Consider the following 26,662-nt stretch of genomic DNA (forward strand, 5'->3'; position numbering starts at 1 on the left):
GCACCGCCGGTGGCCCCGCCCCCACCGGGGCCACCGGCTCGGCTCACGCCAACTTCTTCATCTGTAGCGCGAGTTCGGGCAGCCGCTCGGCCGGGTCGCGGTACCGGTGCAGGGCTGCCCGCCCCTCCTCCCCGCGCAGCCGGGCGGCGAGGCGGGTCGGCAGCACCACGGTGAGCAGCTGACCTGAGCCCGCGAAGCCCTCCACCATCCAGGCGACCCAGGGCAGTTGCACACTGGCGCCGGGACTGAAGGCAAGCGGTCGGCACCCTTCGAAGGCGACCTGGTAGACCCCCGCCTTACTCCAACTGGAGAGGGTGAAGGTCTTGTTGGCCGGATCGAAGCCGAGCGGTACGCAGTCCCGCAGCCGGTCCCGGCCGACCGAGGCCAGGAAGTCCCGGTTGGTCCGCAGGCTCAGGTGCTCGGTGGCGAACCCGTCCACCGCCGCCCGGATCCCGGCGGCCAGCTCGGCCGGCTTCCCGGCCGGGGCGCAGCGCAGCATCACCTCGCCCAGCAGATTGCCGAGTTCCCCGGCCGGGACGCCCAGGTGGCGCCGGACGTTCACCGGCAGCACCAGGTCCCTGGCCTCGCCGTCCTCGTCCAACTGCCGGACGGTGGTGACCACATGCGCGGCCAGCACGTCGTTGGCCGACAGCCGGACCCCGGTGGTCGCGCCGAACGCGGCCTTCATCGCGGCCACCTCGGCGTCGGTGAAGTAGACCTGGACGGTCCGGTTGGCGCGCGGTGCGGTCCGGAACTCGTGGGCCAGCAGCTCGGCCTCGGCCTGCTCCGGGACCCGGAAGCCCAGCCGCCCGGAGTCCACGGCCGGCAGCACCGCGTCCAGGAAGACCTCCCGGTCGGCGGCCATGCCGACCTCGGGCGGCTCGGTGCCCTCGACCGCCGCCGACCAGGCCAGCATCAGCGTCATGAAGCTCTGCACGTCCCCGATCACGTGGTGCCAGGAGCACCCCAACGCCGTGCCACCGTCGGCCAGTCGGCTGACCTTGACGGTGAACAGCGGCGCCTCGCCGGACTGCGCCCGGTTCGCCTCGACGTGGTCCACGTATCCGGAGGAGCCGAGCGTCATCCGGCTCATCGCCTCCGGCAGGGTCTCGGCCGCGTCGGCCAGCACCAGCGGCACGCCGGCGTCCGAGCAGACGATCTCCAGGCCGTCCGCGCCCGCCCGCAGCCGACCGCCGAACGGCGGCACCCGGCGGAGCGCCTCGGCCAGCCCGGCCGCCAGCCCCTCCGGGTCGAGTTCCCGGTCGTAGAAGAACACGACGGAGACCGGGAGTTCGGCGAGCATCGCGTCGGAGACCCCGCACCGGACCACCGCCCCCGACACGTGTCCGGCATGGATGGTGCGGCTCTGCGCAGAGCGGATCATCGGCCCTCCCGGTGGCTACCGGAACGATAGTGGACTAGACCGGTGTCACTCACCCTTCGAGAGGTGCACGAACTTCCGCCCCTGGTCGAGCATCTCGGGCAGGGCCGCCGCGAGACCCGCCGCCGTACCGTGGCCGGGCTGGTTGAAGTGCCCGATCACCACATCGCCGGGCCGCACCTCGCCGAGGGCCCGGCGGACCTGGGCGGCGGTGAAGGTCGCGCCACCGTCCGCGTTCACGGTGAACCCGGCCACCTGTTCGTCCAGTTCGGCGACGATCCGGACGGCCACCTCGTCGTAGTGCGCGGTGCCGGACCGGAAGAACCGGGGCGGGTGCCCGAGCAGCGCGGTCAGCGCGAGGTGGCTGGCCATCACCTCGTCGTACACGCCGCCCGCGTCCCGGGTGCCGTCGATGCCGTACGCGGCCCGGCCGGTGACCGAGAGCGGGCGGTGCGCGGTGCCGTGGTTGCCGAGCTCGAACAGCGGGTCGGCGGCCAGCTCCCGGAGCACGGCCGGGTTGGTCTCGGCCCAGCGGGAGTTGACGAAGAGCGTGGCCGGAACGGCGTACCGCCGGAGGGTGCCGACCAGCTCCCGGTCGTACCCGCTGCCGCCGGGGCCGCCGCAGGCGTCGAAGGTGAGCGCGACGCCCTGCCCGCCCGGCAGTCGGCGGAGCACGCCGGTCACGTCGAGGCCCCACTCGGTGGGCACCGCACCGGCGTACCCGGCCACCACCTCGTCCCGGCTACGCGGCCGGGCCGCCGGTGTCGGGCTCGGGGAGGGCGACGCGGCGGGCGGGGACGGCGACCAGGCCGGGGTGGCCGGGGTCCCGCTCGGGCCGGGGGCGGCGCAGGCGGTCAGGGCCCCGGCCGCCAGCCCGGCCAGCACCGTCCGCCGGGTCGGTGACATCCCGTCAGCCTACGAGCCCGGCCCGGCACTCCCCCGGGCGACGCGCGGGCCGGCCGGGGTCGCCGGTTCAGGCGGACTCGCGGATCACCAGCTCCGGGTCGAACAGCACCGAGCCGGGACCGGCCAGTGGATCGGCGATCCGGTCCAGCAGGATCCGGGTCATCTCGGCGGCCATCTCCTCCACCGGCTGCCGCACCGTGGTGAGCCGGGGCAGCCCGACGGTGGCGGCGCTGCTGTCGTCGAAGCCGACCACCGCGACGTCCTCCGGCACCCGGCGGCCGTGCTCGGTGAGCACCGCGACCGCCCCACGGGCCATCAGGTCGTTGGCGGCGAACACCCCGTCCAGATCGGGGTGTTCGGCGAGCAGCCGCTGCATCGCCCGGGCCCCGCTGGCCTGGCCGAAGTCGCCCTCGGCCACCGGGAGGTCGCCGAGCACGGCCCGGGTCCCGGCCAGCCGGTCCGCTCCGGCGGAGATCGCGGCCGGCCCGGCGATGGTGACGATCCGTCGGCAGCCCCGGGCCCGCAGGTGCTCGGCGGCCAGCCGGCCGCCCTCGACGTTGCGCAGGTCCACCCAGCTCAGCCGCCCGGGCAGCGGCTCGGCCGGACGGCCGAACAGCACGGCGGGCAGCCCGGCTTCGAGCAACCGGCCCGGCAGCGGGTCGTCGGCCCGGGTGGAGACCAGCATCGCCCCGTCCGCGTTGCCCTGCCGCAGGTAGGAGAGCACCTGCTCGCGGGCGGCCGGGTCGTCGGCCAGCATCAGCACGGGGTGCACGCCGAGCGGGCGCAGTGCGCCGATCATCCCGCCCACCACCCGGCCGAAGAACGGGTCGGTGAAGATCTCCTCCTGCCCGGCGGAGCTGGACACCACCAGCGCCACCGCCCCCGCCCGCCGGGTCACCAGGGCGCGCGCGGCGGCGTTCGGGACGTACCCGGTGGCGGCAACCGCGTCACGGACGGTCTGCTGCAACTCCGGATCGACATTACGGATGTTGTTGATCACCCGGGACACCGTGGACCGGGAGACGCCCGCGGCTCGGGCCACATCCTCCAGCGTGGCGGCCCGCCGGGCCAGGGCTTCGCTCATGTCGCCGTTTATAGCACGGGCCCGAAGGACCGCCCCGGCCCTTTCCGGCCGCCGATGCCGGGCCGTCACCTCCCGGGCCACGAACGGCCGGCCGGGCCGAGCTGAGAGGGGGCCGGGCGCGTTCACAGAAATCTCTCATCTACCATCAGCTGGTGCCCAGCCTGACCGGAAACCTGATCCAGATCATCGCCATCCTGCTCGCGGTGGCCGCCTTCGTCACCACCCTCTCGCTCTGGCCGAAACTGGCCGGGCGCGGCTGGCGGTCCTGGACCGGCCGGCTCGGTGCCTTCCTGGTCACCCAGGTCACCGTGCTGGTGGCGATGGGCCTGGTGGCCAACTCCTACTTCGGCTTCTACACCACCTGGAGCGACCTGCTCGGCACCGACGGCGCGCCCGGCACGGTGGTCGAGCAGCAGCCCGGCAAGCCGGTCGCGGTCCGGGGCGAGCAGAAGGTGTACTCCTCGCAGGGCTCGGCCCGGGAGCGGGCCGGGGTGATCCAGCAGGTCGAGATCAAGGGCGCGTCCTCCGGGATCAGCAGTGCCGGGTACGTCTACCTGCCGCCGCAGTACTTCCAACCCGGTTACGCCGAGCGGAAGTTCCCGATGGCCCTGGTGCTGGCCGGGTACCCTGGGTCGGCGGAGAAGCTGATCTCGCTGATGGCCTACCCCGCCTCGGCGCTGTCCGCGATCGAGGCCGGGAAGCTGCCGCCGACCGTGCTGGTGATGATGCGTCCGACCGTGGTCGGCAACCGGGACACCGAGTGCGTCGACGTCCCGAACGGCCCCCAGGTGGAGACCTACTTCGCCGAGGACCTGCCGAAGGCGGTGGCGGCCACCTACCGGGTCTCCGACCAGCCGGGCCAGCGGGCGGTGATCGGCAACTCCACCGGTGGCTACTGCGCGCTCAAGTTCGCGCTGCGCAGGCCGGACTCGTACCGCAGCGCGATCTCGCTGTCCGGCTACTACAGCGCGCCGACCGATCCGACCACCGGTGACCTGTTCGGCGGCAACGAGCAGTTGGAGCGGGAGAACGACCTGCTCTGGCGGCTGCGGAACACGCCGCCGCCGACCGTCGCGCTGCTGCTGGCCACCAGCTACAACGAGCAGAACTACCCGGCCACCCAGCAGATGGTGGCTTCCTTCAAGGCGCCGACCCGGCTGGCCACCATCACCCTGGACAGCGGCGGTCACAACTTCCACACCTGGACCAGGGAGATCCCCCCGGCGCTGGAGTGGCTCGGCAAGCAGCTGGCACCCGTCCAGCCGGTCTGACGACGCCCCGGCCGATTCCTGACCGGGCTCACAGCTGTGCTTCACGAAAATCTCAGCGGGGCCACCGAGCGTAGGCCCCATGACCACGACCAGTTCCCCTCCTCCCACCAGTGACCCGTGGCCCGAGGCTGCGAACTACCCGCCGCCGGAGATCCCCGCGCCCCCGGCCCGGGCCACGGTCGAACCGCTGTTCCCGCCGGTCGAGCTCCCGGCGGCCGGCCCCAAGGGCCCGTCCTCCTGGGCCGGCCGACTGCGCACGCTGCCCACCCGGGCCTGGCGCGGCCGCCCGGACGACCCCGCCTGGGCCCGCCCCGCCCTGCTCGGCCTGCTGGCCGCCACCGCGCTGCTCTACTTCTGGAACCTGAGCTCCTCCGGCTGGGCCAACTCGTTCTACTCGGCCGCCGTCCAAGCCGGCTCGCAGAGCTGGAAGGCGTTCTTCTACGGCTCCTCCGACGCGGCCAACTTCATCACCGTCGACAAGGCGCCGATGTCGCTCTGGCCGATGGCCCTCTCGGTCCGGCTGTTCGGGCTGAACTCCTTCGCCGTACTGGCCCCGCAGGTCCTGATGGGCGTGGCCACCGTCGGCACCGTGTACGCCACGGTGCGCCGCCGGTTCTCCCCGCTCGGCGGGCTGGTGGCCGGTGCGGTGCTGGCGCTCACGCCGGTCGCCGCGCTGATGTTCCGGTTCAACAACCCGGACGCGCTGCTGGTGCTGCTGCTCACGCTGGCCGCGTACGGGCTGGTGCGGGCCACCGAGACGGCGAGCACCCGGTGGCTGCTGTTCGTGGGCGTGATGCTCGGCTTCGGCTTCCTCACCAAGACCCTGCAGGCGTTCCTGGTGCTGCCCGCCTTCGCGCTGGTGTACCTGCTGGCCGCACCGACCGGGTTCGGCCGTCGGCTGCTCCAACTCCTGTACGGCGCCGGGGCGATGATCGCCTCGGCGGGCTGGTGGGTGGCGATCGTCGAGCTCACCCCGGCCTCCGCCCGGCCCTACATCGGCGGCTCGCAGGACAACAGCTTCCTCTCCGTCACCTTCGGCTACAACGGCTTCGGCCGGCTGACCGGCGAGGAGACCGGCAGTGTCGGCGGCGGTCGTGTCGGCGGCGGACAGGGCGGCGGCTGGGGCGAGACCGGGCTCACCCGGCTGTTCGGCGGCGACATCGGCGGCCAGATCTCCTGGCTGCTACCCGCCGCGCTGCTCCTGCTGCTGGTCGGCCTCTGGGCCACCCGCCGGGCGCCGCGCACCGACGGTGCCAGGACCGCGTTCCTGGTCTGGGGTGGCTGGCTGCTCTGCACCGCGCTGACGTTCAGTTACATGTCCGGCATCTTCCACCAGTACTACACGGTGGCGCTGGCCCCGGCGGTCGCCGCACTGGTCGGCATGGGCGTGGACGGCCTCTGGCGGGCCCGCCGGCGGCTCCCGTACGCGGCGCTGCTGGCGCTGTCCGTCGGCGGCACGGCGGTCTGGGGCTACTTCCTGCTCGGGCGCAGCACCGACTTCCTGCCCTGGCTGCGCTGGGCGGTGCTGGTCGGCGGTCTGCTCACCACCGTCGCACTGGTCGCCGCCGCCCAGGTGTCCGGCCGGACGGCCGGCCGGATCGGTGCGGCCGCCGGACTGGTCGCGCTGGCCGCCGCGCTGGCCGGTCCGGCCGCGTACGCCGCGGACACCGTCTCGACCGCGCACACCGGGTCGATCCCGACCGCCGGGCCCCGGGTCGCGGGCGCGATGGGCATGGGCGGACCGGGCGGGATGCGCACCCGGGGCGGCGCGGACGACGGCCGGATGGCCTTTCCCGGCGGCGGCGCGTTCCCGCAGGGCGGCGGGGCCTTCCCCGGCGGCCAGGCAGGTGGCCAGGCAGGTGGTCGGACGGGCGGTCAGACCGGCGGTCAGACCGGCGGTCAGGGTGGCGGGATGCCCACCGGACAGCTCCCGCCGGGCGGCGGCACCGCTCCCGGCGCAACCGGCGGTCGTGGCACGGGCGGCGGTGGCATGGGCGGCCTGATCAACGGCGCCCAGGTCAGCGACGAGCTGGCGAAGCTGCTGAAGCAGGACGCCGACCGGTACACCTGGGCCGCGGCAGCGGTCGGCTCGCAGAACCAGGCCAGCTACCAACTCGCCACCGGAGCACCGGTGATGGCCCTCGGCGGCTTCAACGGCTCCGACCCCTCGCTCACCCTGGACGCGTTCAGGCAGTACGTCCAGGAGGGCAAGGTGCACTGGTTCATCGGCGGTGCTGGCGCGATGGGCGGCGGCGGCACCGAAGGCGGGATCGGCGGCCGGACGGGCGGTGGCATGGGCGGTGGCGGCATGGGCGGCTCCAACCAGTCCGCCGAGATCGCCACCTGGGTGGCGGCCACCTTCACCGCCCAGACGGTCGGCGGGACCACGGTCTACGACCTGACCGCACCGACCCAGGGCTGATCACCCCTCAGCCGCGCACCTGGACCGCCCGCCGGAGTTCGCTCCGGCGGGCGGTCCGACGTTCAGCCCGCTCCCAGCCCGGCCGCCAGCCGGGTCACCGCGTCGCGCATCCGCCGCTCGCCCAGCTCCGGGAGCAGCGCGGCGACGTGCTCGGCCCCCAGGAGCGCCAGCAGCGCGTGTGCGTCGGCCGCCGGATCGGGTGCGTCCGCGAGCAGCAGCGACAGGTGCCGGTGCCAGAACCGGTACGCGCCGATCCGGTACCTGGCGCCCGGCGCGGCGGTCTCGGACATCCGGACCAGATCCAGGTGCTCGACCAGGTAGTCGAGGTAGGCGCCGGTGAAGGCGGCCAGTCGTTCGGCGTCCGACGCGCCGGGCCCGAGCGGCGGCGGCCCGGACAGGACGGCCTGCTGGAGTTCCCGTTCACGGTCGTCGAGCAGCGCCACGGCGAGCCCGGCCTTGTCGCCGAAGCGGCGGAACAGCGTGCCCTTGCCGACCCCGGCCGCGGCCGCCACCTGATCCATCGACACCGCCTGCACCCCGCGCTCGGCGAACAGCCGGGCCGCGGCGTCGAGCACGGCGGCACGGTTGCGGGCCGCGTCGGCCCGCTCCTTGACCGGTGGCGTGCGCAGCAGTTCCAACGGGACAGCAGAAACGGACTGCGGTCCGGTAATGTCTCCAGTCACAGGCGGACTATAGTCCGATTTCTCTGGAGGCTGCCGTATGACCACACTCATCTCCCGCGAGGACCTGCGGGCGGCGATCGCCGCCGGCTCGGTCACCGTGCTCGACGCCCTCGGCGGCGAGTACTACGCCCGGCAGCACCTGCCCGGCGCCGTCGCGCTGGTCCGCGCCGACGTGGACACGCTCGCGCCCACCCTGCTGCCGGACCGCGACGCCCCGATCGTCACCTACTGCTCCAACCCGTCCTGCCCCAACAGCGGCCAGGTGGCCGACCGCCTCACCGCGCTCGGCTACACCGACGTCCGCAAGTACCGCGAAGGCATCGAGGACTGGGCCTCGGCCGGCCTGCCCCTGGAGTCCGCCTGACCCTCCGTCCTCCCCGGTCCGCCACCCGGGGAGGACGGGCCGGCCTCCGCCACCGCGCCCACTCCTCCGCGATCCCCCGCGAGTCCCCACGCACCCGCGCGGTGCGCCGTCGCGCCGACTTGACCCCCCGTGAGGCGGCTGGTCTGCTGGTGGACCGTCAGCCGCCCACACCACCACCGGGGGAGAACGCCGTGCGCGCCCGCCGTACCGCCCTGTCCGCGACCGCTCTCCTCCTCCTGCTGGCCTCGCCGGCCCTGGCCGCCTGCACCAGCGTCAGCAGCTCCCAGGACCAGGCCGCCCCCGCCGCCGTCGGCACCAATCCGCTGCAGAACCCGGACGGCACCAAGCCCGGCCTCGGCCCGATCAGCTCCCCCGAGGACCGTAAGGCCGCCCGCGACCTGATCGCCAAGGTCACCACCGCCGAGAGCGGCGGCAAGGCCGGGTACGACCGCGACCAGTTCGGCCCGCCGTGGACGGACAACGTGGACGGCGTCCCGCTCGGCCACAACGACTGCGGCACCCGGGACGACCTGCTCGCCCGGGACGGCAAGTCCCTTGAGCACAAAGACGGTTCGACGTGCGTGGTGACCGGGATGACCATCTACGACCCGTACACCGGCAAGACCGTGCAGTGGAACAAGCAGCAGGCCAACAAGATCCAGATCGACCACGTGATGGCGCTCTCCTACGACTGGCAGATGGGCGCCGCCAAGTGGGACAAGGCCAAGCGGGTCCAGATCGCCAACGACCCGCTCAACCTGATCCCCGCCGACGGCTCGCAGAACGCCTCCAAGGGCGACTCCGGCCCGGCCGAGTGGCTGCCCGCGAACGAGGCCGTGCGCTGCTCCTACGTGGTCCGGTTCGCCCAGGTCTCGCTCAAGTACCAACTCCCGGTCACCGCCGCCGACAAGAAGGTCATGCTGGCGCAGTGCGCCTGAGCCCGCCGGCCCGGGGCACCCCCTCAGCCCGACCGCACGAAACCCCCGACCCCCGCCGGAGGCGACCCCTCAGCCACCGATCGCACCACCCTTCGCCCGAAGCCCCCCTCAGCCCGACCGCACGAAACCCCCGACCCCCGCCGGAGGCGACCCCTCAGCCACCGATCGCCGACATCGGCCGGTCCGGCTGCACGAAGTCCGCCGAGTTGATGTCGTGCCCCGGCCCCTTGCGGGCGATGGTGGTGCGCCAGGCCCGCTCGATCGCCGCGTCGTCGGCCTCGCCGCGCAGCAGCGCCCGCAGGTCCGACTCCTGGGTGGCGAACAGGCAGTTCCGCAGTTGCCCGTCGGCCGTCAGCCGGACCCGGTCGCAGCCGCCGCAGAACGGCCGGGTCACCGAGGCGATCACGCCCACCACGGTGTCCGTCCCCGCGATCCGCCACTCCTCGGCCGGGGCGTTCCCGTGCCGTCCGACCGGGACCAGGTCCCAACGCTCCGTCAGGATCGCCAGCAGCTCGTCGGCGGTGATCATCTTGTCCCGCTCCCAGGCGCCCTGCGCGTCCAGCGGCATGGACTCGATGAACCGCATCAGGTACCCGTGCCCGGCGGCGAACTCGACCAGGTCGAGGATCTCGTCGTCGTTCACCCCGCGCACCGGCACCGCGTTGATCTTCACCGGCGCCAGCCCGGCGGCCTGGGCGGCGGCCAGCCCGGCGAACACGTCGGCGATCCGGTCCCGGCGGGTGATCTCGGCGTAGCGCTCCGGCCGCAGGGTGTCCAGGCTGACGTTCACCCGGTGCAGTCCGGCCTGCTTCAGCTCGACCGCCGTCCGGGCCAGGCCGATGCCGTTGGTGGTGAGCGAGACCTCGGGGCCGAGCCCGGTCAGCCGGGCGACCAGACCGGGCAGTCCGCGCCGCAGCAGCGGTTCGCCGCCGGTCAGCCGGATCGACCTGATGCCCAGCCGGGTGACCGCGATCCGCACCAGCCGGACGATCTCGTCGTCGGTGAGCACCTCGGCCCTGGGGAGCCAGTTCAGCCCCTCGGCCGGCATGCAGTACGTGCAGCGCAGGTTGCAGCGGTCGGTGAGGGAGACCCGCAGATCGGTGTGGACCCGGCCGTACCGGTCCACCAGCGGGGGAGGTGCGGTGTACATCTGCCCAGTACAGGCCCCGGGCGGGGGAAGAACCAGGGGTGGAAGACCCGGCGGGGGACCCGACAGCACCCTCCCCCGCTGTACGATCACACAACTCCGCCCCGGCCGGACCGGGCGGCAGACTGGTCCCATGGCAGCTCTCCCGTACGTTCCGGCCCTGGTGCTCGCCGCAGGCGGCGGGCGGCGACTCGGCGGCCGGCCGAAGGCGCTGATCCGCCACCGGGGCCGCCCGCTGCTCGAACACGCACTGGCCGTGGTCCGGGCCGGCGGCTGCGCCGACCCGGTCGCGGTACTGGGCGCCGCCGCCGCCGAGGTACGGGCCGGCGTCGACACCGGTGACTGTCTCCTTGTCGACAATCCCGACTGGGCGAGCGGTATGGGCTCCTCGCTGCGGGTCGGACTGGCCGCCCTCCCCGCCGGGGCCGACGCCGTCCTGGTGATGCTGGTGGACACCCCCGGCGTCACCCCCGCCGCCGTCGCCCGCCTGCTGGCCGCGCACCGGGCCGGTGCCGGACTGGCCGCCGCCGGGTACGACGGCCGGCGCGGCCACCCCGTACTGATCGCCGCCCGGCACTTCGCCGAGGCCGCCGCCGGTGCGGAGGGCGACGCCGGGGCCCGCGCGCTGCTGGCCGCGCACGCCCCTGACGTGCGGCTGGTCGAGTGCGGCGACGTCGCCGTGCCGGACGATCTGGACACTCCGGCCGACCTGGCCCGCTGGACGGACCGTCAGCTCGACCGGCCGTGCGCCCCTGACGTGCCCCTGGTCTCTCCCTGAGGATTGCCGCAATTCTCGGCACCGGCCCGGCGGATCGGCGACGATGGGTAACGACCCCGGCCAGGCGACCAGAACGGACGGTGCGAGCAATGCCCGGAGTGCCGCTGCCCGACGACTTCAACGAGCAAGGGGGCGAGCGGCCTTACGGCGCGACCGAGATCCGCTGCCCGGCCTGTCGCCGCGAGCACCTCTACGAGCCGCCCAGCCTGCCCTGCCCCTGCGGCGCCCAGCTGCGCGTCCCGCTGCTGCGCGGCGGCGTGCCGGTCCAGGTCAGGTTCCGGTCCTGGGAGGACTCCTGGCTGAGCATGCGCTGCCCGCACTGCGGGCGCAACGACCAGTGGCCGCAGCCGGAGTTCACCTGCAACTGCGGGGCCACCGTGCGCCTGCCGGTGGACCGCGCGCCCCGGCTGCAGAGCACCGGTCCGCTCGGGCCCGGCCAGTCCCGCCGCCCGCAGGACCAACGGCCGCACACCGCCCGCCCGTTCACCGGCATCGCGGCCGGCGGCGGGCAGACCGTGCCGCCGCAGAGCCCGCAGTGGCAGCCCGCCGCCTGGCACCACCGGCCGCCGTTCCGGCCGCACCCGGTGCGCACCCAGGAGGACGCGGTGCTGACGGCGGCCCGCTACCTCCAGTGGCTCGGCTTCGACGACCTGGAGCTGACGGAGGATCAGGAGAGCACCACCGTCACCCTGCTGGGCACCCGGATGGTGGCCCAGGTGGACGCGGCCGGCACCGCGGCCGACGTCAAGACGGTGGAGTGCCTCTGGCTGCAGACCCTGCACACCGAGGAGATCGCCGCCGCGCTGTTCACCCTCTCCGGCTTCACCCAGCAGGCCGTGGTCCGGGGCGAGCAACTGCTGGTCGCGCTCTTCCGGCTGGACCCGGCGGGCATACCCCAGCCCGCCAACGGCGCCGCCGAGGCGCTGATGGAGACCGGCTGGACGTTCTGATCCGGGCCGCCCCAACCGGTCTGGACCACTCGATCAGGAGTGGCCGGTTCCGGATCATCTACCGCTCGTGATCTGGTGCACAAGCTCGCCCCCGTGTTGAATTGCCGCCACAGCAGCCCGCTCGCTGGACACCGCACACAAGGAGGTGGCGTTGTCAGAGCACGGTACGGCCCTGGGGGGCAGCAAGACGGACGCGGTGTGGCGACTGCGTTCGCGTGGATGTTGGCAGGAGGCCGCCGAACTGCTCCGTCCGGCCGCTGCGGCCGATCCGTCGGCTGCCCTCGGCAGGGCCGAACTCCTCATCGAACAGTGCATGTTCACCGCCGCGCACTGGGAGCAGGCCGAGCAGGCCCTGCGCCTGGCCGAGGCCGGTGCGGCCACGCCCGACCAACGGGCGGGCGCGGCCTGCGCGCGCGGCTTCCTGGCGTACGTGGCCAGCGTCCTCGGTCCGCGCGACCGGCTGGACGAGGCGCAGGCCGCGCTCGGCCGCACCTCGGCCCTGCTGCCGCCGGACGCGCCCGGACGGCCACTGCTCGACTTCCGTCGGGGCCTGGTCGCGGAGAACCTGCTGCACGACCGCACGGCGGCCTGGATCGCGTACCGCAGGGCGCACGAGGGCGCCGACCGGGTCGGGGACGAGCTGCTGCGCTCGTACACCTGGCGCCACCTGGCCTCGCTCTCGCTGGCGGCGGGCGAGCCGGACCGGGCCAGGGAGGGCTTCCGGGCCTCGCTGACCATCCGGGAGGAGCTCGGCTTCACGGTCGGGGTGGCCCCGGCGCTGGCCGCACTGGCCGAGGTGTCGGAGCCGGCCGAGGCGGTCCGGCTGCGGGCCGAGGCGGCCCGGCTGGTGCAGGCGCTCGGCGGCGTACCGGTCTGGCTCGCACGCCGCCTGAACCCGGTGCCCGCTCCTGCCCCTCCCCTGGACGGCCCCGCCTGACGCCCAGCCGGGGACGGCATCAGCTAAGGTAAGCCTAACTTGTCCGGGGAGAGCCTCCGGGTCGGCCCACCTTGCCGTCCCCGGGCTCCGTGGAGCTCCGGTCGTCCCGATCGGGCCAGCATGACCGTGAGCAGCGCCGTTCCCCGTCGGCCCGTCAGCACTGCACCGCTGCGCGGCAGTTACGCCCGCCAGCACGAGGTCTTCCCGAGCCTGCGGATCCGCACCGGGCCGCTGCCCGGCGGGCCGGGCGGGCCGAGCTGCGGGGCGCCCTGACCGAGCACCTGACCCCGGTGCTGGCCGCCTTCCGCCCGCTGGTCCGGCGCGGCCCGCGCACGCTCTGGGGCATCGTCACCGACGACGTGATCGAGGGCCTGTGGTTCCTCGGCGGCCTGCTCGGTGAGGAGGACCGGGCCGCCGCCGAGGCGTCCGAGCTGCTGCCGGGCCCGAGTGACGCACCGTTCGTCGGCGGGGCGGACTTCCGCCCGGTGGCGTCCGGCGAGGCCACCCGGACCAGGACCAGGGTGAGTTGCTGCCTGTTCTACACCGTGCGCCCGGACGAGTTCTGTCGGACCTGTCCGCGCGCCTGCTCGGAATAGGCCGGAAAAGTTCGAATCGGTTCGGTCATTTCATCGGACCTTACGGAGAGAACCAGGTCGGAATTCCCTCTCCTCGGTGCATTGACGGCGAATCAGCCAAATGGACCGCACGCATCCGCCATAGTGGTGGCTCGCCATCACGAGGCAGGAAAGCGAGGCTGGTTCCGGCCATGAAACTGTCCGATATTCCACTGGGCTGGGCCGTCACGGGCGTGACCGGTCTGGTGGTGGTCGCCGTCCTGGTGACCTTCCTGCGGACCAGGGCCGCCGCCGCGGCCGCCGGTTCGGGTGACTCCTGGGAGCGCGGCGAGGAGCGCCGCCGCCGCAAGGAGTCCCTGTACGGGGGCGCCTCGTACACCCTGCTGTTCTGCTGCGCCGGCGTGGCCGCCGCGCTCTCCTTCCACGGCCTGGTCGGCTTCGGGGTGCAGAACCTCGGGCTGTCCGGCGGCTGGGAGTACCTGGTGCCGTTCGGCCTGGACGGCGCCGCGATGTTCTGCTCGGTGCTCGCCGTCCGGGAGGCCAGCCACGGTGACGCCGCGCTCGGCTCCCGGCTGCTGGTCTGGTTCTTCGCCGGGGCCTCCGCCTGGTTCAACTGGGTGCACGCGCCGCGCGGCGGCGGCCACGACGGCGCCCCGCAGTTCTTCGCCGGGATGTCGCTGTCGGCCGCGATCCTGTTCGACCGGGCGCTGAAGCAGACCCGCCGGGCGGCGCTGCGCGAGCAGGGCCTGGTGCCCCGCCCGCTGCCGCAGATCCGGATCGTCCGCTGGCTGAGGGCACCTCTGGAGACGTACGCCGCCTGGTCGTTGATGCTGCTGGAGGGTGTCCGCAGCCTGGACGAGGCGGTCGACGAGGTCCGTGACGACAAGCGGCAGGCCGCGCTGGACCGCGAGCGGCAGCGGCTGGCCAGCCGCCGGGAGCGGGCCGAGATCCGGGCCATCGGGCGGCAGCCCGGCGGGCACTGGCGGCCACGCTCGGCCGAGCGGCAGCTCGCCGCCGCGGCCGCGCAGCTGGAGGCGGGCAGCTCGGAGCCCGCCATAGCGGCCGAACCGGTCGAGGAGAAGGCGGTCGAGGGCAAGGCCGCCCAGCCCGGGCTGCCGGCCCGCCGCAGCGTGGACCTCACCCCGGAGGAGGACACCATGACGCTGCCCCGGCTGGACTCGCTGGAGCAGAAGCTCAAGGACCTTGAGCAGCAGTTCGGCTGACGCCCGGTCGGAGGCGCTGCTACTCGGCCTGGTCCGGTGTGAGCTCGAACCACATCCGCTTGCCGGTGCCGCGCGGCTCCACGCCCCAGCCGTCGGCCAGCGCCTCGACCAGCATCAGCCCGCGCCCGGAGGAGGCCTGCTCGCCCGGCGTCCGCCGGGTCGGCCAGAGGTCGGACTCGTCCTCCACCTCGACCCGCAGCCTGACCCTGCTCTCGCCGCCCACCGTCTCGCGGTACAGCCGGGCGGTGAACATCGCGTCCCGGTCGGTGTGCCGGATCGCGTTGGTGACCAGCTCGGAGGCGAGCAGCTCGGCGGTGTCCACCAGCTCGCCGACGCCCCAGCGGCGCAGCGCGTCCCGCAGCTCACCGCGCAGCTCGGAGATCCGGGCCAGGTCGGCCTGGCCGATCCGGCGACGCAGCTGCTGGGCGGCCAGCCCGCCCGCCGGGCCGTCCCAGCGGAGCAGCAGCAGCGCTATGTCGTCCTCGCGCTCGGTGGAGTCGGCAGCCTGCGAGGCGATCCGGTCGGCCAGCTCCTCCAGCTGGTCGCGCGGGCCCTCGTCCCGGCCTGGCAGCTCCTGGGAGACCGCGGCGCAGAGCCGGGCGAAGCCGGTGTCCAGGTCCATCTCGCGGGACTCGACCAGGCCGTCGGTGCAGAGCACCACCGTCTCCCCCGGGTCCAGGCTGAACCGGGTGACCCGGTACTCCTCGTCCGCCGCGACGCCGAGCGGCAGCCCGCCGGCCACCGGCACCACGGTGGCGCTGCCGTCGCTGCGCCGGACCACCGGGTCGAGGTGGCCGGCCCGGACGGCGTAGACCACGCCGTAGTCGACGTTCACCTCGGCGTAGGTGCAGGTGGCGAAGTGGTCGGTGTCCAGGTCGGCCAGGAAGCGGGAGGCCCGGGCCATCACCGCGGCGGGCGGGTGCCCCTCGGCGGCGTACGCCCGGAGCGCGATCCGGAGCTGGCCCATGATGCCGGCCGCGTGCACGTCGTGGCCCTGTACGTCGCCTATCACCAGGCCGACGTGCCCGCCGGGCAGCGGCACCACGTCGTACCAGTCCCCGCCGATCTGCAGGCCGGAGCCGGCCGCCAGGTAGCGCACGGCGGTGGTCACGCCCGGCACCGAGGGCACCGTCCGGGGCAGCATCACCCGCTGCAGACCGGCCGCCAGCTCGTGCTCGGCGTCGTGCAGCCTGGCCCGGGCCAGGGACTGGGCGACCAGGCCGCCGAGGGTGGAGAGCAGGGTGCGCTCGTCCGCGTCCAGCTCCCGGTCGTCGTCGAAGCTGACCAGGCAGACGCCGATCGGCCGCCCGCTGGCGACCAGCGGCAGGAAGGCCCAGGCGCTGCGCACGCCCGTCTCGGCCACCTGCGGGTACGCCTCGGGGTAGCGCTCGCGGTACTCGTCCCGGCTGGAGATGAAGACCGGCGTCCGGCTGCGGATCGCCTCGGAGGCGGGGTGGGCGGGCGAGACCGGGGTGCGGTCGTACGGCCGCAGCTCGACCTCGCGGTAGCCGCTGGCGCCGAGGATCTGCAGCCGGCCGGCCTCCAGCGAGCTGAGCACCAGGCCGTCCGGCGGCAGGCCGGGCAGCGGGAGCTCGGTGAAGACCCGGGCCACGTCCCGGACGGTGACGGCCTCGGAGAGCGCCCGGGCGGCCTCCTTGATGAAGCGGGAGCGCTCCTCGCGCAGCTGGGCCATCGCCCCGGCCCGCTCGCGCTTGTGCAGCTCGACGGTGGCGTCCCAGACGAAACCGACCATCCGGGACGGCCGCCCGAAGGCGTCCGCCAGCACCCGGCCGCGGAACCGCACCGCGTGCAGGTCACCGCCGGGGAAGACCGTCCGGTAGTAGGCCCCGCACTGGCCCAGCTCGGTGACCGCCCGCTCGACCCGGCGGCGGACCACCGGCGCGTCCTCGGGGTGCAGCATCGCCAGGAAGGCGCCCGAACTGCGGTCGAACCGGCCGGGCTCCAGACCGAGGATCGCGCAGGCCCGCTGGTCCCCCTCCAGCCGGTCGCGGCGGATGTCCCAGTCGAACGAGCCGATGCCGTTGGCGGCCATCGCCGGTTCGAGCCAGTCGGGGGTGGAGTCGCCGGTTCGGGTGGGCAGGCCCCGGGAGACGGCGGGGACGATCCGCCCGCCCGCCAGGCCGGCGGCGGACCGGAGCGATCCGGCGGCCGCCGCACTGCGGGTGGACTGGGCCGGTGGGGTACGGCGTGCGGGCCCCTGCGGCTCGGGCTCTGTCGCCATGCTTCTCCTGCCGCTGCCGTGCCACGCCGTCCGGGCGGACTGCGATGGACGTGTGCTGAGTGGTGGGCGGTGCGTGCGTCGGGCGGTGCTGGTCGGTCGAGGCTCCGTTCTCCCCGCCGGCTTCCCGGGCACACATTCTCACTATCCTGCCGAAAGATTACTAGTACCGCCTCACCAGCACGGATAGGGCGGGGATTCGGCATCGGCCGCACCTGGCACTGCCAGGTCAGCACACCGGCGCTCGGTCGGCAATGGTGCCGACGGTTTTCGTGACACCGCCGCCGACACCACCGCCGGGACCGCCGCGCCCTCGGGATCAGGCGGCGCCGAGCTCGAACCAGGTGACCTTCCCGTCGCCGCGCAGCTGCACGCCCCAGTCGTCGGCGAGCGCCTCGACCAGCAGCAGGCCGCGGCCGGAGGTGGCGGTCTCGCTCGGCGTCCGGCGGTTGGGGAGTCTGCTGGTGGTGTCCTGGACCTCGATCCGCAGCCGCTGCTCGGGGGTGAGCACCGCGTCCAGCACGGCGCCGCGCTCGGTGTGCAGCAGCGCGTTGGTGACCAGCTCGGAGGCGAGCAGCTCGGCGGTGTCCGCGAGCTCCGGCACGCCCCAGTGGTTGAGCGCGGCCCGCAGCCGGCGGCGGACGGCGCCGACCGCGATCAGGTCGGCGGGGTCCAGCGCCGCGTGCAGTCTGCGGTGCAGCGCGCAGCCGGGCTCGTGCACCGGCGGCGATCCCTCCCCGAGGTTTCCGGACCGAACCTGGTCGCTGCTCGAAGCCGTCCGCTGTCGCGGAAATCTCGCCTGACCGTCCATCACGTACGTCCCCACCCCTCGTTCGGACAGTCGACCGCGCCACGTCCCCCGCCGGCGGCCTGTCCCGATACTGACGACCATCCTCATGCCCAGTGGTCGTGCTACGCAACAGTAGGTACCCGATCACCTGGGGTGAACCGGAGCTCAGCTGGTCAGAAGTGATCCTTCTCGCGGTCCTCCGGAGGTTTGGTTCGACTACGGCTGTTGGAGGGCGGAGACGGCGCGGAGCAGCAGGGCCCGGAGCTGTTCCCGCTCGGCGGGATCGAAGGCGGACCAGAGAGCGGCCTCCACCGCGACCGCGCGGGCGTCCGCCTCGGCGACCAGGGCCCGGCCGGACTCGCTCAGCCGGGACAGCATCACCTTGCCGTGCACCTCGGACTGCTGACGTTCGATCAGGCCCTTGGCCTCCAGGTTCGCCAGCACCCCGGCCATGGTCTGCGGGGTGACGGCGGCGCCCCGGGCCAGCTGGGCCCCGGAGCGGTCCGGGCGGTCGGCGAGCTGGAGCAGCACGGCGTACTGCGGCACCGTCAGGTCCAGCCCGCGCAGCGCCTCCGCCTTGGCCGACATCATGGCCTGCTCGGCCTGCTTGACGGCCAGTCCGAGACGGAGCTGGGCGCCCTGGGGCCCGGCCAGCAGCTCGGCGGGGTCGTCGGTGCTGCTGCTCATCGGCCGGGGCCTCTCGTCGGCGGTGCGCGGGGCCGGTCGTGGGCGTGCGCGGGACCGGTCCAGTATGGGTCAGGCGGTGCGCAGCACGTACTTCGCCTCGGCGGTCCGGCCCTCCAGTCGAGCGTGCGCCTCGGCGACGCCGTCCCAGCCGATCTCCCGGACGTCCAGGGTCAGGGTGCCGTCGGCGACCAGCCGCAGGCCCTCGGCGAGGTGGGCCCGGAGCAGGTCGGGGCGGCGGGCCAGCACGCCGCCCAGGTTGTAGCCCGCCAGCGTGAAGCTGTCGAACCAGACCTGGTTGGCGCCCAGGCTGATGTCCTGGTCGGCGGCGTTGCCGATCACCACGTGCCGGCCGAGCACCGCGAGCAGGCCCCTGGCCTGGGCGCGCGGCTCGCCGCCGACCGAGTCGACGATCACGTCGAAGCCGTGTCCGTCGGTCAACTCCGGGGTCCGCTCGGCCAGTTCGGCGTAGGTGAACGCGTGCCGGTACCCGTTCGCCCCGGCCCGGGCGGCCCGGTCGGACGTGCTCGCGGCACCGACCACCAGGGCGGCGCCGTACGCGGTGGCGAGCCGGCCGAGCAGGCTGCCGAGGCCGCCGGAGGCGCCGAGCACCAGCACCCGGTCACCCGCCGTGAGCCGGGCCGCGCCGCGCAGGGTGCCGACGGCGGTGGCGGCGTTGCAGGCGGTGGCGGCCGCCAGCAGCGGGTCGAGCCCGTTCAGCGGCAGTGTGGTGACGGCGGGCGCGACCACCCGCTCGGCGTTGCCACCGAAGCCGGTCGGGACCGCCACCACGGGCTCACCGACCTGAAGCCCCGTCACCCCGGCGCCGAGCGCGGCGACGGTGCCCGCGACCTCGATGCCGGGGACAGCGGGCAGCTCGATCGGGAACTGGCCGCGCCGGAACATCACGTCGGCGAAGTGCACCCCGGCGTGGCTCACGTCGATGGCGACCTCACCGGGCCCGGGCAGCGGGGCGGGCAGGTCGACGAGCTCCAGGACCTCGGGGCCGCCGGTGCGGGTGTAGCGGACTGCGCGCATGGGTGCGCTCCTCACTTGTATACGTCCCCATAGTTATATCAGGACCCTGCCATCTGGCCGCTACCGAATACACGGTTGCGACATCCGACGCGCCGAACGGACCCGGACGGACAAGGCTGGACATGGCGGCCCGGCCCGGGTTCAATGGCCTGAGATGTTTGAACGGCGTTCTAACTTCCGCGCCGAGTTCCGACTTCTGTACTGACCCACCGGCACGAGCGAGCGAGGCACCGTGCGATTGACCCCCACCGAGCGGGATCGGCTGCTGATCTTCACAGCGGCCGAACTGGCCCGCGCCCGGCGTGCGCGGGGCGTACGCCTCAACATCCCGGAAGCCACCGCGCTGATCGCGGACACCGTCTGCGAGGCGGCCCGGGACGGCCGACGGCTGGCCGAGGCGATCGAGGCCGGGCGCTCCGTGCTCACCGCCGCCGACGTGCTGCCCGGCGTACCGGACGTGGTCACGGTGGTCCAGGTGGAGGCCGTCTTCGACGACGGCACCCGGCTCGCCGTGGTCAACGACCCGTTCCGGGGCGCCGGTTCGCTCGGCGGCGACGCCCCCGGCGGCGCGCTGCTGGGCAGCGGCGCGGGCTACGACCCGGTCGAGGAGACCCTGCTGCTCCCGGTGCACAACACCTCGGCGGTGCCGATCTCGGTCACCTCGCACTTCCACTTCTTCGAGGCCAACCCCCGGCTGGCCTTCGACCGCTCCGCCGCCTACGGCACCCACCTGGCCGTCCCGGCCGGCTCCTCGGTCCGCTTCGACCCGGGCGCCACGGTCGAGGTCGGCCTGGTGCCGATCGGCGGCGACCGGGTGGCGATCGGCTTCGCCGGCCTGGTCGACGGCCCGCTGGACGCGCCCGGCGCGCGCGAGGCCGCCCTCACCAAGGCACGCGCCACCGGCTACCTGACCAGCTTCGACGACGCGGAGCTCGAGACGTGAGCCCCATCCAGCGCCTGAGCCCTGCCCGGCACGTGAGCCCCGCCCGCCCCTTCCGTGAGGTCGCAGCATGAGCGCCATCACCCCCCACGCCGCCACCCTGCGGGGGACGACCCCCGCGCCCCCAGCCGCCCACCCGCACGTCTCCCGTGAGGTCGCAGCATGAGCGCCATCACCCCCCATGACTACGTCTCCGTCCACGGCCCCCGCGCCGGTGACCGGATCAGGCTCGGCGACAGCGGCCTGATCATCCGGGTCGAGTCCGACTCCCAGGAGCCCGGCGAGGAGTTCCTGGCCGGCTTCGGCAAGACCGCCCGGGACGGCCTGCACCTCAAGGCCGCCGCCGTCCGGGACACCTGTGACGTGGTGATCAGCAACGTGCTGGTGATCGACGCGGTGCTGGGCATCCGGAAGACCTCGATCGGTCTGATCGACGGCCGGATCGCCTCGATCGGACGGGCCGGCAACCCCGACACCCTGCACGGCGTCGACGTGGTCGTCGGCACCGGCACCACGATCGTCTCCGGCGAGGGCCTGATCGCCACCGCTGGCGCCATCGACACCCACGTGCACCTGCTCTCCCCCCGGATCATGGAGGCCTCACTCGCTTCCGGTGTCACCACGATCATCGGCCAGGAGTTCGGCCCCGTCTGGGGCGTCGGGGTCAACTCCCCCTGGGCGCTGCGCCATGCCTTCAACGCCTTCGACGCCTGGCCCGTCAACATCGGCTTCCTCGGCCGGGGTTCGTCCTCCGACCCGGCGCCGCTGATCGAGGCACTCGCCGAGGGCGGCGCCTCCGGGTTCAAGGTCCACGAGGACATGGGCGCCCACACCCGCGCCCTCGACACCGCCCTGCGCGTCGCCGAGGAGTACGACGTCCAGGTCGCCCTGCACACCGACGGCCTCAACGAATGCCTCTCCGTCGAAGACACCCTGCGCGTCCTGGAAGGCCGCACCATCCACGCCTTCCACATCGAAGGCTGCGGCGGCGGACACGTCCCCAACGTCCTCAAAATGGCCGGCGTCGAAAACGTCATCGGCTCCTCCACCAACCCCACCCTCCCCTTCGGCCGCGACGCCCTCGGCGAACACTTCGGCATGATCGTCTCCGCCCACGACCTCAAGATCGACCTCCCCGGCGACGCCGCCATGGCCCGCGACCGCATCCGCGCCGGCACCATGGGCGCCGAAGACGTCCTCCACGACCTCGGCGTCATCGGCATCACCTCCTCCGACGCCCAAGGCATGGGCCGCGCCGGCGAAACCGTGCGCCGCACCTTCGCCATGGCCGGCAAGATGAAAGCCGAACTCGGCCCCCTCGACGGCGGCTACGGCACCACCGAATCCGGCGACGACAACGAACGCGTCCTGCGCTACATCGCCAAACTCACCATCAACCCCGCCATCGCCCACGGCCTCGCCCACGAAGTCGGCTCCCTCGAAATCGGCAAACTCGCCGACATCGTCCTGTGGCGCCCCGACCACTTCGGCGCCAAACCCCAACTCATCCTCAAAGCAGGCTTCCCCGCCTACGGCGTCACCGGCGACCCCAACGCCTCCACCGACCGCTGCGAACCCCTCGTCCTCGGCCCCCAGTTCGGCGCCCACGGCACCACCCCCGCCGACATCTCCGTCGCCTTCGTCGCCCAAGCAGCCGCCGACGGCGCCTACCTGGACCGGATGGCCGACCAACTCCCCACCCGCAGGCGCCGGGTGGGCGTCCGCAACACCCGCGGCATCGGACCACGCGACATGATCCGGAATGCCCGGATCGGCCACGTCCAGGTCGAAGCCGACACCGGACTCGTCTCCCTCGACGGCTCCCCGCTCCGCTCCGAACCGGCCGACTCGGTCTCCCTCAGCCGCCTGTACTTCCTCTGACCGCCCAGGCCTCCACTCGTTTAGGACTGCACCCCCATGACCAACACCCCCGCCGCCCTCGGTTTCCGGATGCCCGCCGAATGGCACCCGCACGAGCGCACCTGGATGGCGTTCCCCACCGACAACCCGACCTTCGACAGCCCCGAGCACCTGCACGCCGCCCGGGAGGCCTGGGCCCGGGTGGCCAACACCATCGTCCGGTACGAGCCGGTCACCCTGATCGTCAACACCGGCGAACTGGACGCCGCCCGGCGCTACGTCTCCGCCGAGGTCGAGTTGGTCGAGCGGCCGCTGGACGACGCCTGGATGCGGGACATCGGCCCGACCTTCCTGATCAACGGCTCCGGCGAACTCGCCGCCACCGACTGGGTGTTCAACGGCTGGGGTGCCCAGTCCTGGGCCCGCTGGGAGCACGACCAGCACATCGCCGAGGAGATCACCGGCCTGACCGGCGTGCAGCGCTTCGCCTCCGAGCTGATCAACGAGGGCGGCGGCATCCACGTCGACGGCGAGGGCACCGTCCTGGTCACCGAGACCGTCCAACTCGGCGAGGGCCGCAACTTCGACTGGACCAAGGAGGCCGTCGAGGCCGAGCTGCACGCCAAGCTCGGCACCACCAAGGCGATCTGGCTGCCGCGTGGACTCACCCGCGACTACGACGAGTTCGGCACCCGGGGCCACATCGACATCGTCGCCGCCTTCGTCCGCCCCGGCGTCGTGGTCGCTCACGTCCAGCCCGACCCGGCGCACCCCGACCACGAGGTCTGCCAGGAGCTGGTCGCCATCCTGCGCGCCGCCACCGACGCCCAGGGCCGCCCGCTCCAGGTCATCGAACTCCCCGCCCCCACCGTCCTCACCGACGAGGACGGCGAGCCGGTCGACTACTCCTACATCAACCACTACGTCGCCAACGGCGCCGTCATCCTCTGCGCCTTCGACGATCCCCGCGACCGCACCGCCGCCGACCTGCTCGCCGAGGCCTACCCCGGCCGCAAGATCGAACTCGTCGACGCCCGCGAGATCTTCGCCAACGGCGGCGGTATTCACTGCATCACCCAGCAGCAGCCGAAGCCCTGACATCTCCGCTGGTCAGGGCACTGGCCGACCAGAACGCGAATCGCGATCATCTCCCGTCCTCCCCCGGATGATCACGAGGGAATCGGAGCCGGGTCGCCCAGCACTTGGGGGCACCATGTACGACCCGGCTCCGACCCCTCGTCAGTGGATCACACCCCGGCCGCCGCCTCCGCACCCGATGGCCCAGCAGGCTGCCGCAAGCCACCTGGGTGACGATGCCTCAGGACTCCGGGTCCCGTCAGGAGCGGCTGCCCCCACGGATGTGCGCGGGTCGGGAAACGGGTTCCGCAGCGGCCGGTGTGCCGGTCCCCGGAGTCGCTCTGGCAGACGACGCTGCTCCTGGCTTGCTCCTGATCTTCTGTTGGGTGGCCCAGGCTTTGACCCGGGCCTCGGAGGTGAACAGCTCGGGCTCGCCTGCTCTGGCGCCGGTCCCGAGACGGCGTACCCAGTCGCGGTACCGGCGATCCCAAGCACCCCACAGGGGTGGAGCAGCGCCGACCGGCGGGAGCCGGCGGGCCTCGTAACGATCAGCCACTGGTGGTCTCCGGGAGAAGGACCGCAGGTCGCGCCCTTCCGCCCGGCGGTCGCACTCGGCCATTGCGGCGGTGCGCTGCCTCGGCCACAGAGTGGTCGATGTCGGCTCCGACAGCGAGGCGCTGGGCGTGGTACCAGTGGCTCTGCCGGTGCATCCGGGCCTGGTCGGGGGTGCCGTAGCGGTCTGTCTCGCCGCCGGCGGTAGCCAGCTCGCCGGTGACCTGGTCGCGCAGGCCCCAGGTTGGCCGACCCCTTGCATCGGGCTCCAGCTCCTCGACCAGGAACCTCTCCTCCGGGGTCACTTGCCGATCTCCAGGTCTGCCGTGCAGACGACGGTGACGATCTGTTGGACCACGCCCGGGGCGTACGGCACTTCAACGGTCTGATCAGGGTGGAGCGGTGATGCCTGGGATCCGTAGTACCTGCACGCGTTCCCGGCTGCCTGCTCCGGGGTGAGCTGCATTCGCTCGGCCACGATCGTCCCCCACGGTGGGTCATCTGATGGAAACCTGTTGCGTCGGGTTCATCGTCGCTTCCAGAAAGGACGTCATAAAGGCCCTATCAAGGACGTCTTGCGGTCTCTTTGCGGACTGATCGGGTACATCTGCGATCCCAAGGGCCACTAACTGTCCTATTCGCCAGTACCGTTGAGTGACTGTCAGTCCTCACAGGAGGCCGCCGTGACCCGACCTGCCGGAAACGTCTCGCTCAAGGCCGCTCGCCAGCAGGTCGGGCTCAGCTCTCAGCAGGCGTTCGCCGACGCCCTCGGCGCTGCCGCCCGCCAACTCGGCATGGGGAAGGTGGACGTGAGCACCCGCCAGATCCGGCGTTGGGAGTCCGACACTCCGCCCTGGCCGCAGGACGACTACCAGCGGCTCCTGACCCATGTGCTCCACCTGCCTGTGGAGCAGCTGGGGTTCCGGCCACCGTGGGACTCGCCCCCGCAGCTGATAAGGCCCCAGCCCTCCACGGCCCCGCTGCCCCACCCCGTGTCAGCCCTGCGGACGACCTTGCCCCGGCCTTCACAGGCGTCCCCCCAACAGCCCCCCACCATCGGCGCGGACTACGCCATAGTCACCGAGGCCCACCGCCGCCTGTACTGGAGTGTCTCCCCCGCGAACCTGGTCCAAGCCGTCATCGGGCTGCACTGGGTACAACGCTTCTCGGGGAAACCAGCGGAGTGGCTCGCCGAGTGCTCGCCTGCGCCCTCGCCGAGTCGCTGATGCTGGCCGGACGGATCCAGTTCTTCGACCTCCGCCAACCTGGGCAGGCGGACGGGACCTACCTGCGAGCGCTCCAAGCAGCAGGCGAGGCAGACGATCCGCTCCTGGGCGCCGCTGTCCTGGCGCACACCGCGTTCATCCCCGGTTGGGCCGGGCGCCGGGACGACGCCATCGAGCGAATGGTGGCCGCTCGCACCTACGCACGGCGTGGGCCCTCCTCGGCTGAATTCCTTGCCTGGCTGGATGCCGTGGAAGCGGAGTGCCTCACCCGCTGCGGCGACAGCCGCAGCGCGCTCACCCTGCTCCGCAGGGCCGAGGACACCCTGACCGCCGGCACTGAACATGTAGCACCGGACTGGTTCACCTGGTTCAGCCCTGTTCGGCTCGCCGCTTTCAAGGGAAACACCGAGCTGCTGGCCGGACACCTGCCACAGGCCCGCACCACTCTGCGCCGAGTGCTTGACCAGCTGCCTGCCACGGACGGAAAGCAGCGCATCGTCGTGCTCGCCGACCTTGCGGCGGTCGAGGCGGCGAGCGGTGACTACCAGGCCGCGTGCGAGCTGGCCGAGCGGGCACTCGACCAGCTCGCAGCGACCTGGTACGCCACCGGAATGGACCGCGTCCGGGACGCCCGCCGGGCCTTGGCACCGTGGCAGGACGAGGCCGAGGTACGGCGGGTGGACGACCGGCTCTACTCGTGGGGCGCGACGCTCAGCGCGATGCAGCGTTGAACTTGGCGATCAGCTCCGGCAGTTCGGCGAGCGAGTCGATGCGGAACGTCGACCGGCCGGCGGCCGGGTCGTGCTGCTGGATCCAGCCCCACGGCCCGCGCCGGATCAACGCGGTGCGCATCCCGGCTTCAAGCGCGGGGAGTACGTCGTTGTCGAGGCGGTCTCCGACGTAGAGGATCTCGTCCAGGGCCGCCGGAGTGACCTCGGCGACGCGCTCGAAGAACAGCGGGTCCGGCTTCGAGGCGCCCCAGTCGTCCGAGGTGCCGATCAGGTCGACGTCGCCGGTGAACAGCTCGCGCAGCAGCCCGCCCGCGCGCACAGTCTGGTTGCCCGCGATGGCCAGCCACAGTCCGGCCGCACGGAGCTCGGCGAACGCCGGGCGGACATCCGGGTAGACGTCGTCCTCGCCGAACCACTCCGGTCGGCCGGCTGCCGCGCGGGCTTCGCGCTGCTGGTAGAGATCGAACCCGGGCTGGAACACCTGGAACGTCTCGCGGTAGTCCTTGCCCTGGGCGATGGTGGCGCCGAACTGGGCGACGAACGTGTGCCGGGGGACGCCGAGCCAGTCGGCCCAGGTGCCGTACTCCCGGGTCTCGTCCACCAGGCACTCGCCGACATCGAAAACCACCGCACGGATCGTCATGGCCGCAGCCTAGTCAAGGGATGGGTCACCTTCTGCCTCGGCGCTGCTGCGGCCAATGCTCCCGCCACCGATGATCGCCCCGCTGTCCATCAGCCCAGATGAGCCCGGCCGCACGGACCAGCAATTCACTGAACCGCCCCGGGTTCGATAGAGATCTCAGATTATGGTTGTGACCTGCGGTTTTGTGGTGGTGAGGTAGTAGGTTTTCTCGTACTCGACGGGC

The 26,662-nt window shown here is 73.0% G+C and carries 24 protein-coding genes and 1 pseudogene; 14 read left to right on the plus strand and 11 right to left on the minus strand.

Annotated elements, in window-relative coordinates; genetic code table 11:
* Positions 1-43: 43 nt before the first annotated feature.
* The 3 genes from ACIRPK_RS23565 to ACIRPK_RS23575 form a co-directional block, all read right to left on the minus strand.
* Positions 44-1,384 (minus strand): acyltransferase, encoded by a 1,341-nt coding sequence (locus tag ACIRPK_RS23565; protein ID WP_403041260.1) that lies wholly within the window; start codon positions 1,382-1,384, stop codon positions 44-46.
* 45 nt (positions 1,385-1,429) lie between these two features.
* Positions 1,430-2,287 carry a polysaccharide deacetylase family protein gene (locus ACIRPK_RS23570; RefSeq protein WP_403041261.1) on the minus strand — a complete coding sequence of 286 codons (858 nt, stop codon included), beginning with the start codon at positions 2,285-2,287 and terminating at the stop codon, positions 1,430-1,432.
* A gap of 67 nt (positions 2,288-2,354) precedes the next feature.
* A complete protein-coding gene (locus ACIRPK_RS23575; protein ID WP_403041262.1) occupies positions 2,355-3,371 on the minus strand; it encodes a LacI family DNA-binding transcriptional regulator in 1,017 nt (338 codons plus the stop codon).
* 152 nt (positions 3,372-3,523) lie between these two features.
* On the opposite strand from ACIRPK_RS23575, the gene ACIRPK_RS23580 reads away from it, so the two are divergent.
* Positions 3,524-4,642, plus strand: a complete 1,119-nt coding sequence (locus ACIRPK_RS23580; protein ID WP_403041263.1) for an alpha/beta hydrolase — start codon at positions 3,524-3,526, stop codon at positions 4,640-4,642.
* 79 nt (positions 4,643-4,721) lie between these two features.
* The gene (locus ACIRPK_RS23585) at positions 4,722-7,064 is read left to right on the plus strand and encodes an ArnT family glycosyltransferase (protein ID WP_403041264.1); all 2,343 of its coding nucleotides are present in this window, start codon (positions 4,722-4,724) and stop codon (positions 7,062-7,064) included.
* Positions 7,065-7,126: 62 nt separating this feature from the next.
* Here ACIRPK_RS23585 and ACIRPK_RS23590 read toward each other — a convergent pair whose 3' ends face one another.
* A complete protein-coding gene (locus ACIRPK_RS23590; RefSeq protein ID WP_403041265.1) occupies positions 7,127-7,747 on the minus strand; it encodes a TetR/AcrR family transcriptional regulator in 621 nt (206 codons plus the stop codon).
* Between the two features lie 37 nt (positions 7,748-7,784).
* Between ACIRPK_RS23590 and ACIRPK_RS23595 the strand changes: the two genes are divergently transcribed.
* On the plus strand, positions 7,785-8,111 hold the full coding sequence (locus ACIRPK_RS23595) for a rhodanese-like domain-containing protein (RefSeq protein ID WP_403041266.1): 327 nt from the start codon (positions 7,785-7,787) through the stop codon (positions 8,109-8,111).
* A 191-nt stretch (positions 8,112-8,302) separates the two neighbouring features.
* Positions 8,303-9,049: an HNH endonuclease family protein gene (locus ACIRPK_RS23600; RefSeq protein WP_403041267.1), complete on the plus strand. Its 747-nt coding sequence runs from the start codon at positions 8,303-8,305 to the stop codon at positions 9,047-9,049.
* A 154-nt stretch (positions 9,050-9,203) separates the two neighbouring features.
* Here the strand turns inward: ACIRPK_RS23600 and moaA are convergent, their stop codons facing one another.
* On the minus strand, positions 9,204-10,199 hold the full coding sequence (gene moaA / locus ACIRPK_RS23605) for a GTP 3',8-cyclase MoaA (protein WP_403041268.1): 996 nt from the start codon (positions 10,197-10,199) through the stop codon (positions 9,204-9,206).
* 130 nt (positions 10,200-10,329) lie between these two features.
* Here moaA and ACIRPK_RS23610 point away from each other — a divergent pair, with 130 nt between their 5' ends.
* The 6 genes from ACIRPK_RS23610 (at position 10,330) to ACIRPK_RS23635 (ending at position 14,659) form a co-directional block, all read left to right on the plus strand.
* Positions 10,330-10,974, plus strand: a complete 645-nt coding sequence (locus ACIRPK_RS23610; protein WP_403041269.1) for an NTP transferase domain-containing protein — start codon at positions 10,330-10,332, stop codon at positions 10,972-10,974.
* Between the two features lie 89 nt (positions 10,975-11,063).
* On the plus strand, positions 11,064-11,924 hold the full coding sequence (locus ACIRPK_RS23615; protein ID WP_403041270.1) for a hypothetical protein: 861 nt from the start codon (positions 11,064-11,066) through the stop codon (positions 11,922-11,924).
* Between the two features lie 151 nt (positions 11,925-12,075).
* Positions 12,076-12,861: a hypothetical protein gene (locus ACIRPK_RS23620; protein ID WP_403041271.1), complete on the plus strand. Its 786-nt coding sequence runs from the start codon at positions 12,076-12,078 to the stop codon at positions 12,859-12,861.
* Positions 12,862-12,981: 120 nt separating this feature from the next.
* Positions 12,982-13,134 (plus strand): hypothetical protein, encoded by a 153-nt coding sequence (locus ACIRPK_RS23625; protein ID WP_403041272.1) that lies wholly within the window; start codon positions 12,982-12,984, stop codon positions 13,132-13,134.
* A 17-nt stretch (positions 13,135-13,151) separates the two neighbouring features.
* Positions 13,152-13,457, plus strand: a complete 306-nt coding sequence (locus ACIRPK_RS23630; RefSeq protein WP_403041273.1) for a (2Fe-2S)-binding protein — start codon at positions 13,152-13,154, stop codon at positions 13,455-13,457.
* Between the two features lie 170 nt (positions 13,458-13,627).
* Complete coding sequence (locus ACIRPK_RS23635) at positions 13,628-14,659, plus strand: DUF2637 domain-containing protein (RefSeq protein ID WP_403041274.1); 1,032 nt, start codon at positions 13,628-13,630, stop codon at positions 14,657-14,659.
* Between the two features lie 19 nt (positions 14,660-14,678).
* Here ACIRPK_RS23635 and ACIRPK_RS23640 read toward each other — a convergent pair whose 3' ends face one another.
* The 4 genes from ACIRPK_RS23640 to ACIRPK_RS23655 form a co-directional block, all read right to left on the minus strand.
* Positions 14,679-16,901 carry a SpoIIE family protein phosphatase gene (locus tag ACIRPK_RS23640; protein WP_403041275.1) on the minus strand — a complete coding sequence of 741 codons (2,223 nt, stop codon included), beginning with the start codon at positions 16,899-16,901 and terminating at the stop codon, positions 14,679-14,681.
* Positions 16,902-17,217: 316 nt separating this feature from the next.
* Positions 17,218-17,619: an ATP-binding protein gene (locus tag ACIRPK_RS23645; protein ID WP_403041276.1), complete on the minus strand. Its 402-nt coding sequence runs from the start codon at positions 17,617-17,619 to the stop codon at positions 17,218-17,220.
* Positions 17,620-17,904: 285 nt separating this feature from the next.
* Positions 17,905-18,375 carry a MarR family winged helix-turn-helix transcriptional regulator gene (locus ACIRPK_RS23650; protein ID WP_403041277.1) on the minus strand — a complete coding sequence of 157 codons (471 nt, stop codon included), beginning with the start codon at positions 18,373-18,375 and terminating at the stop codon, positions 17,905-17,907.
* A 69-nt stretch (positions 18,376-18,444) separates the two neighbouring features.
* Positions 18,445-19,410: a zinc-binding alcohol dehydrogenase family protein gene (locus ACIRPK_RS23655; RefSeq protein ID WP_403041278.1), complete on the minus strand. Its 966-nt coding sequence runs from the start codon at positions 19,408-19,410 to the stop codon at positions 18,445-18,447.
* Between the two features lie 232 nt (positions 19,411-19,642).
* Between ACIRPK_RS23655 and ACIRPK_RS23660 the strand changes: the two genes are divergently transcribed.
* The 3 genes from ACIRPK_RS23660 (at position 19,643) to ACIRPK_RS23670 (ending at position 23,308) form a co-directional block, all read left to right on the plus strand.
* Complete coding sequence (locus ACIRPK_RS23660; RefSeq protein WP_403041280.1) at positions 19,643-20,353, plus strand: urease subunit gamma; 711 nt, start codon at positions 19,643-19,645, stop codon at positions 20,351-20,353.
* 159 nt (positions 20,354-20,512) lie between these two features.
* Positions 20,513-22,231, plus strand: a complete 1,719-nt coding sequence (locus ACIRPK_RS23665; protein WP_403041282.1) for an urease subunit alpha — start codon at positions 20,513-20,515, stop codon at positions 22,229-22,231.
* A gap of 36 nt (positions 22,232-22,267) precedes the next feature.
* Positions 22,268-23,308, plus strand: a complete 1,041-nt coding sequence (locus tag ACIRPK_RS23670) for an agmatine/peptidylarginine deiminase (protein WP_403041284.1) — start codon at positions 22,268-22,270, stop codon at positions 23,306-23,308.
* A gap of 832 nt (positions 23,309-24,140) precedes the next feature.
* Here ACIRPK_RS23670 and ACIRPK_RS23675 read toward each other — a convergent pair.
* Positions 24,141-24,317 carry a hypothetical protein gene (locus ACIRPK_RS23675; RefSeq protein WP_403041286.1) on the minus strand — a complete coding sequence of 59 codons (177 nt, stop codon included), beginning with the start codon at positions 24,315-24,317 and terminating at the stop codon, positions 24,141-24,143.
* Positions 24,318-24,522: 205 nt separating this feature from the next.
* Between ACIRPK_RS23675 and ACIRPK_RS23680 the strand changes: the two are divergent.
* Positions 24,523-25,796, plus strand: a pseudogene (locus tag ACIRPK_RS23680) (transcriptional regulator).
* Here ACIRPK_RS23680 and ACIRPK_RS23685 read toward each other — a convergent pair.
* Positions 25,777-26,439, minus strand: coding sequence for an HAD family hydrolase (locus tag ACIRPK_RS23685; RefSeq protein WP_403041288.1), 663 nt, complete (start codon positions 26,437-26,439; stop codon positions 25,777-25,779). The pseudogene ACIRPK_RS23680 and the gene ACIRPK_RS23685 overlap by 20 nt on opposite strands.
* Positions 26,440-26,662: the final 223 nt, after the last annotated feature.

The sequence above is a fragment of the Kitasatospora sp. NPDC101801 genome, assembly GCF_044766665.1.
Taxonomy (GTDB): Bacteria; Actinomycetota; Actinomycetes; order Streptomycetales; family Streptomycetaceae; genus Kitasatospora.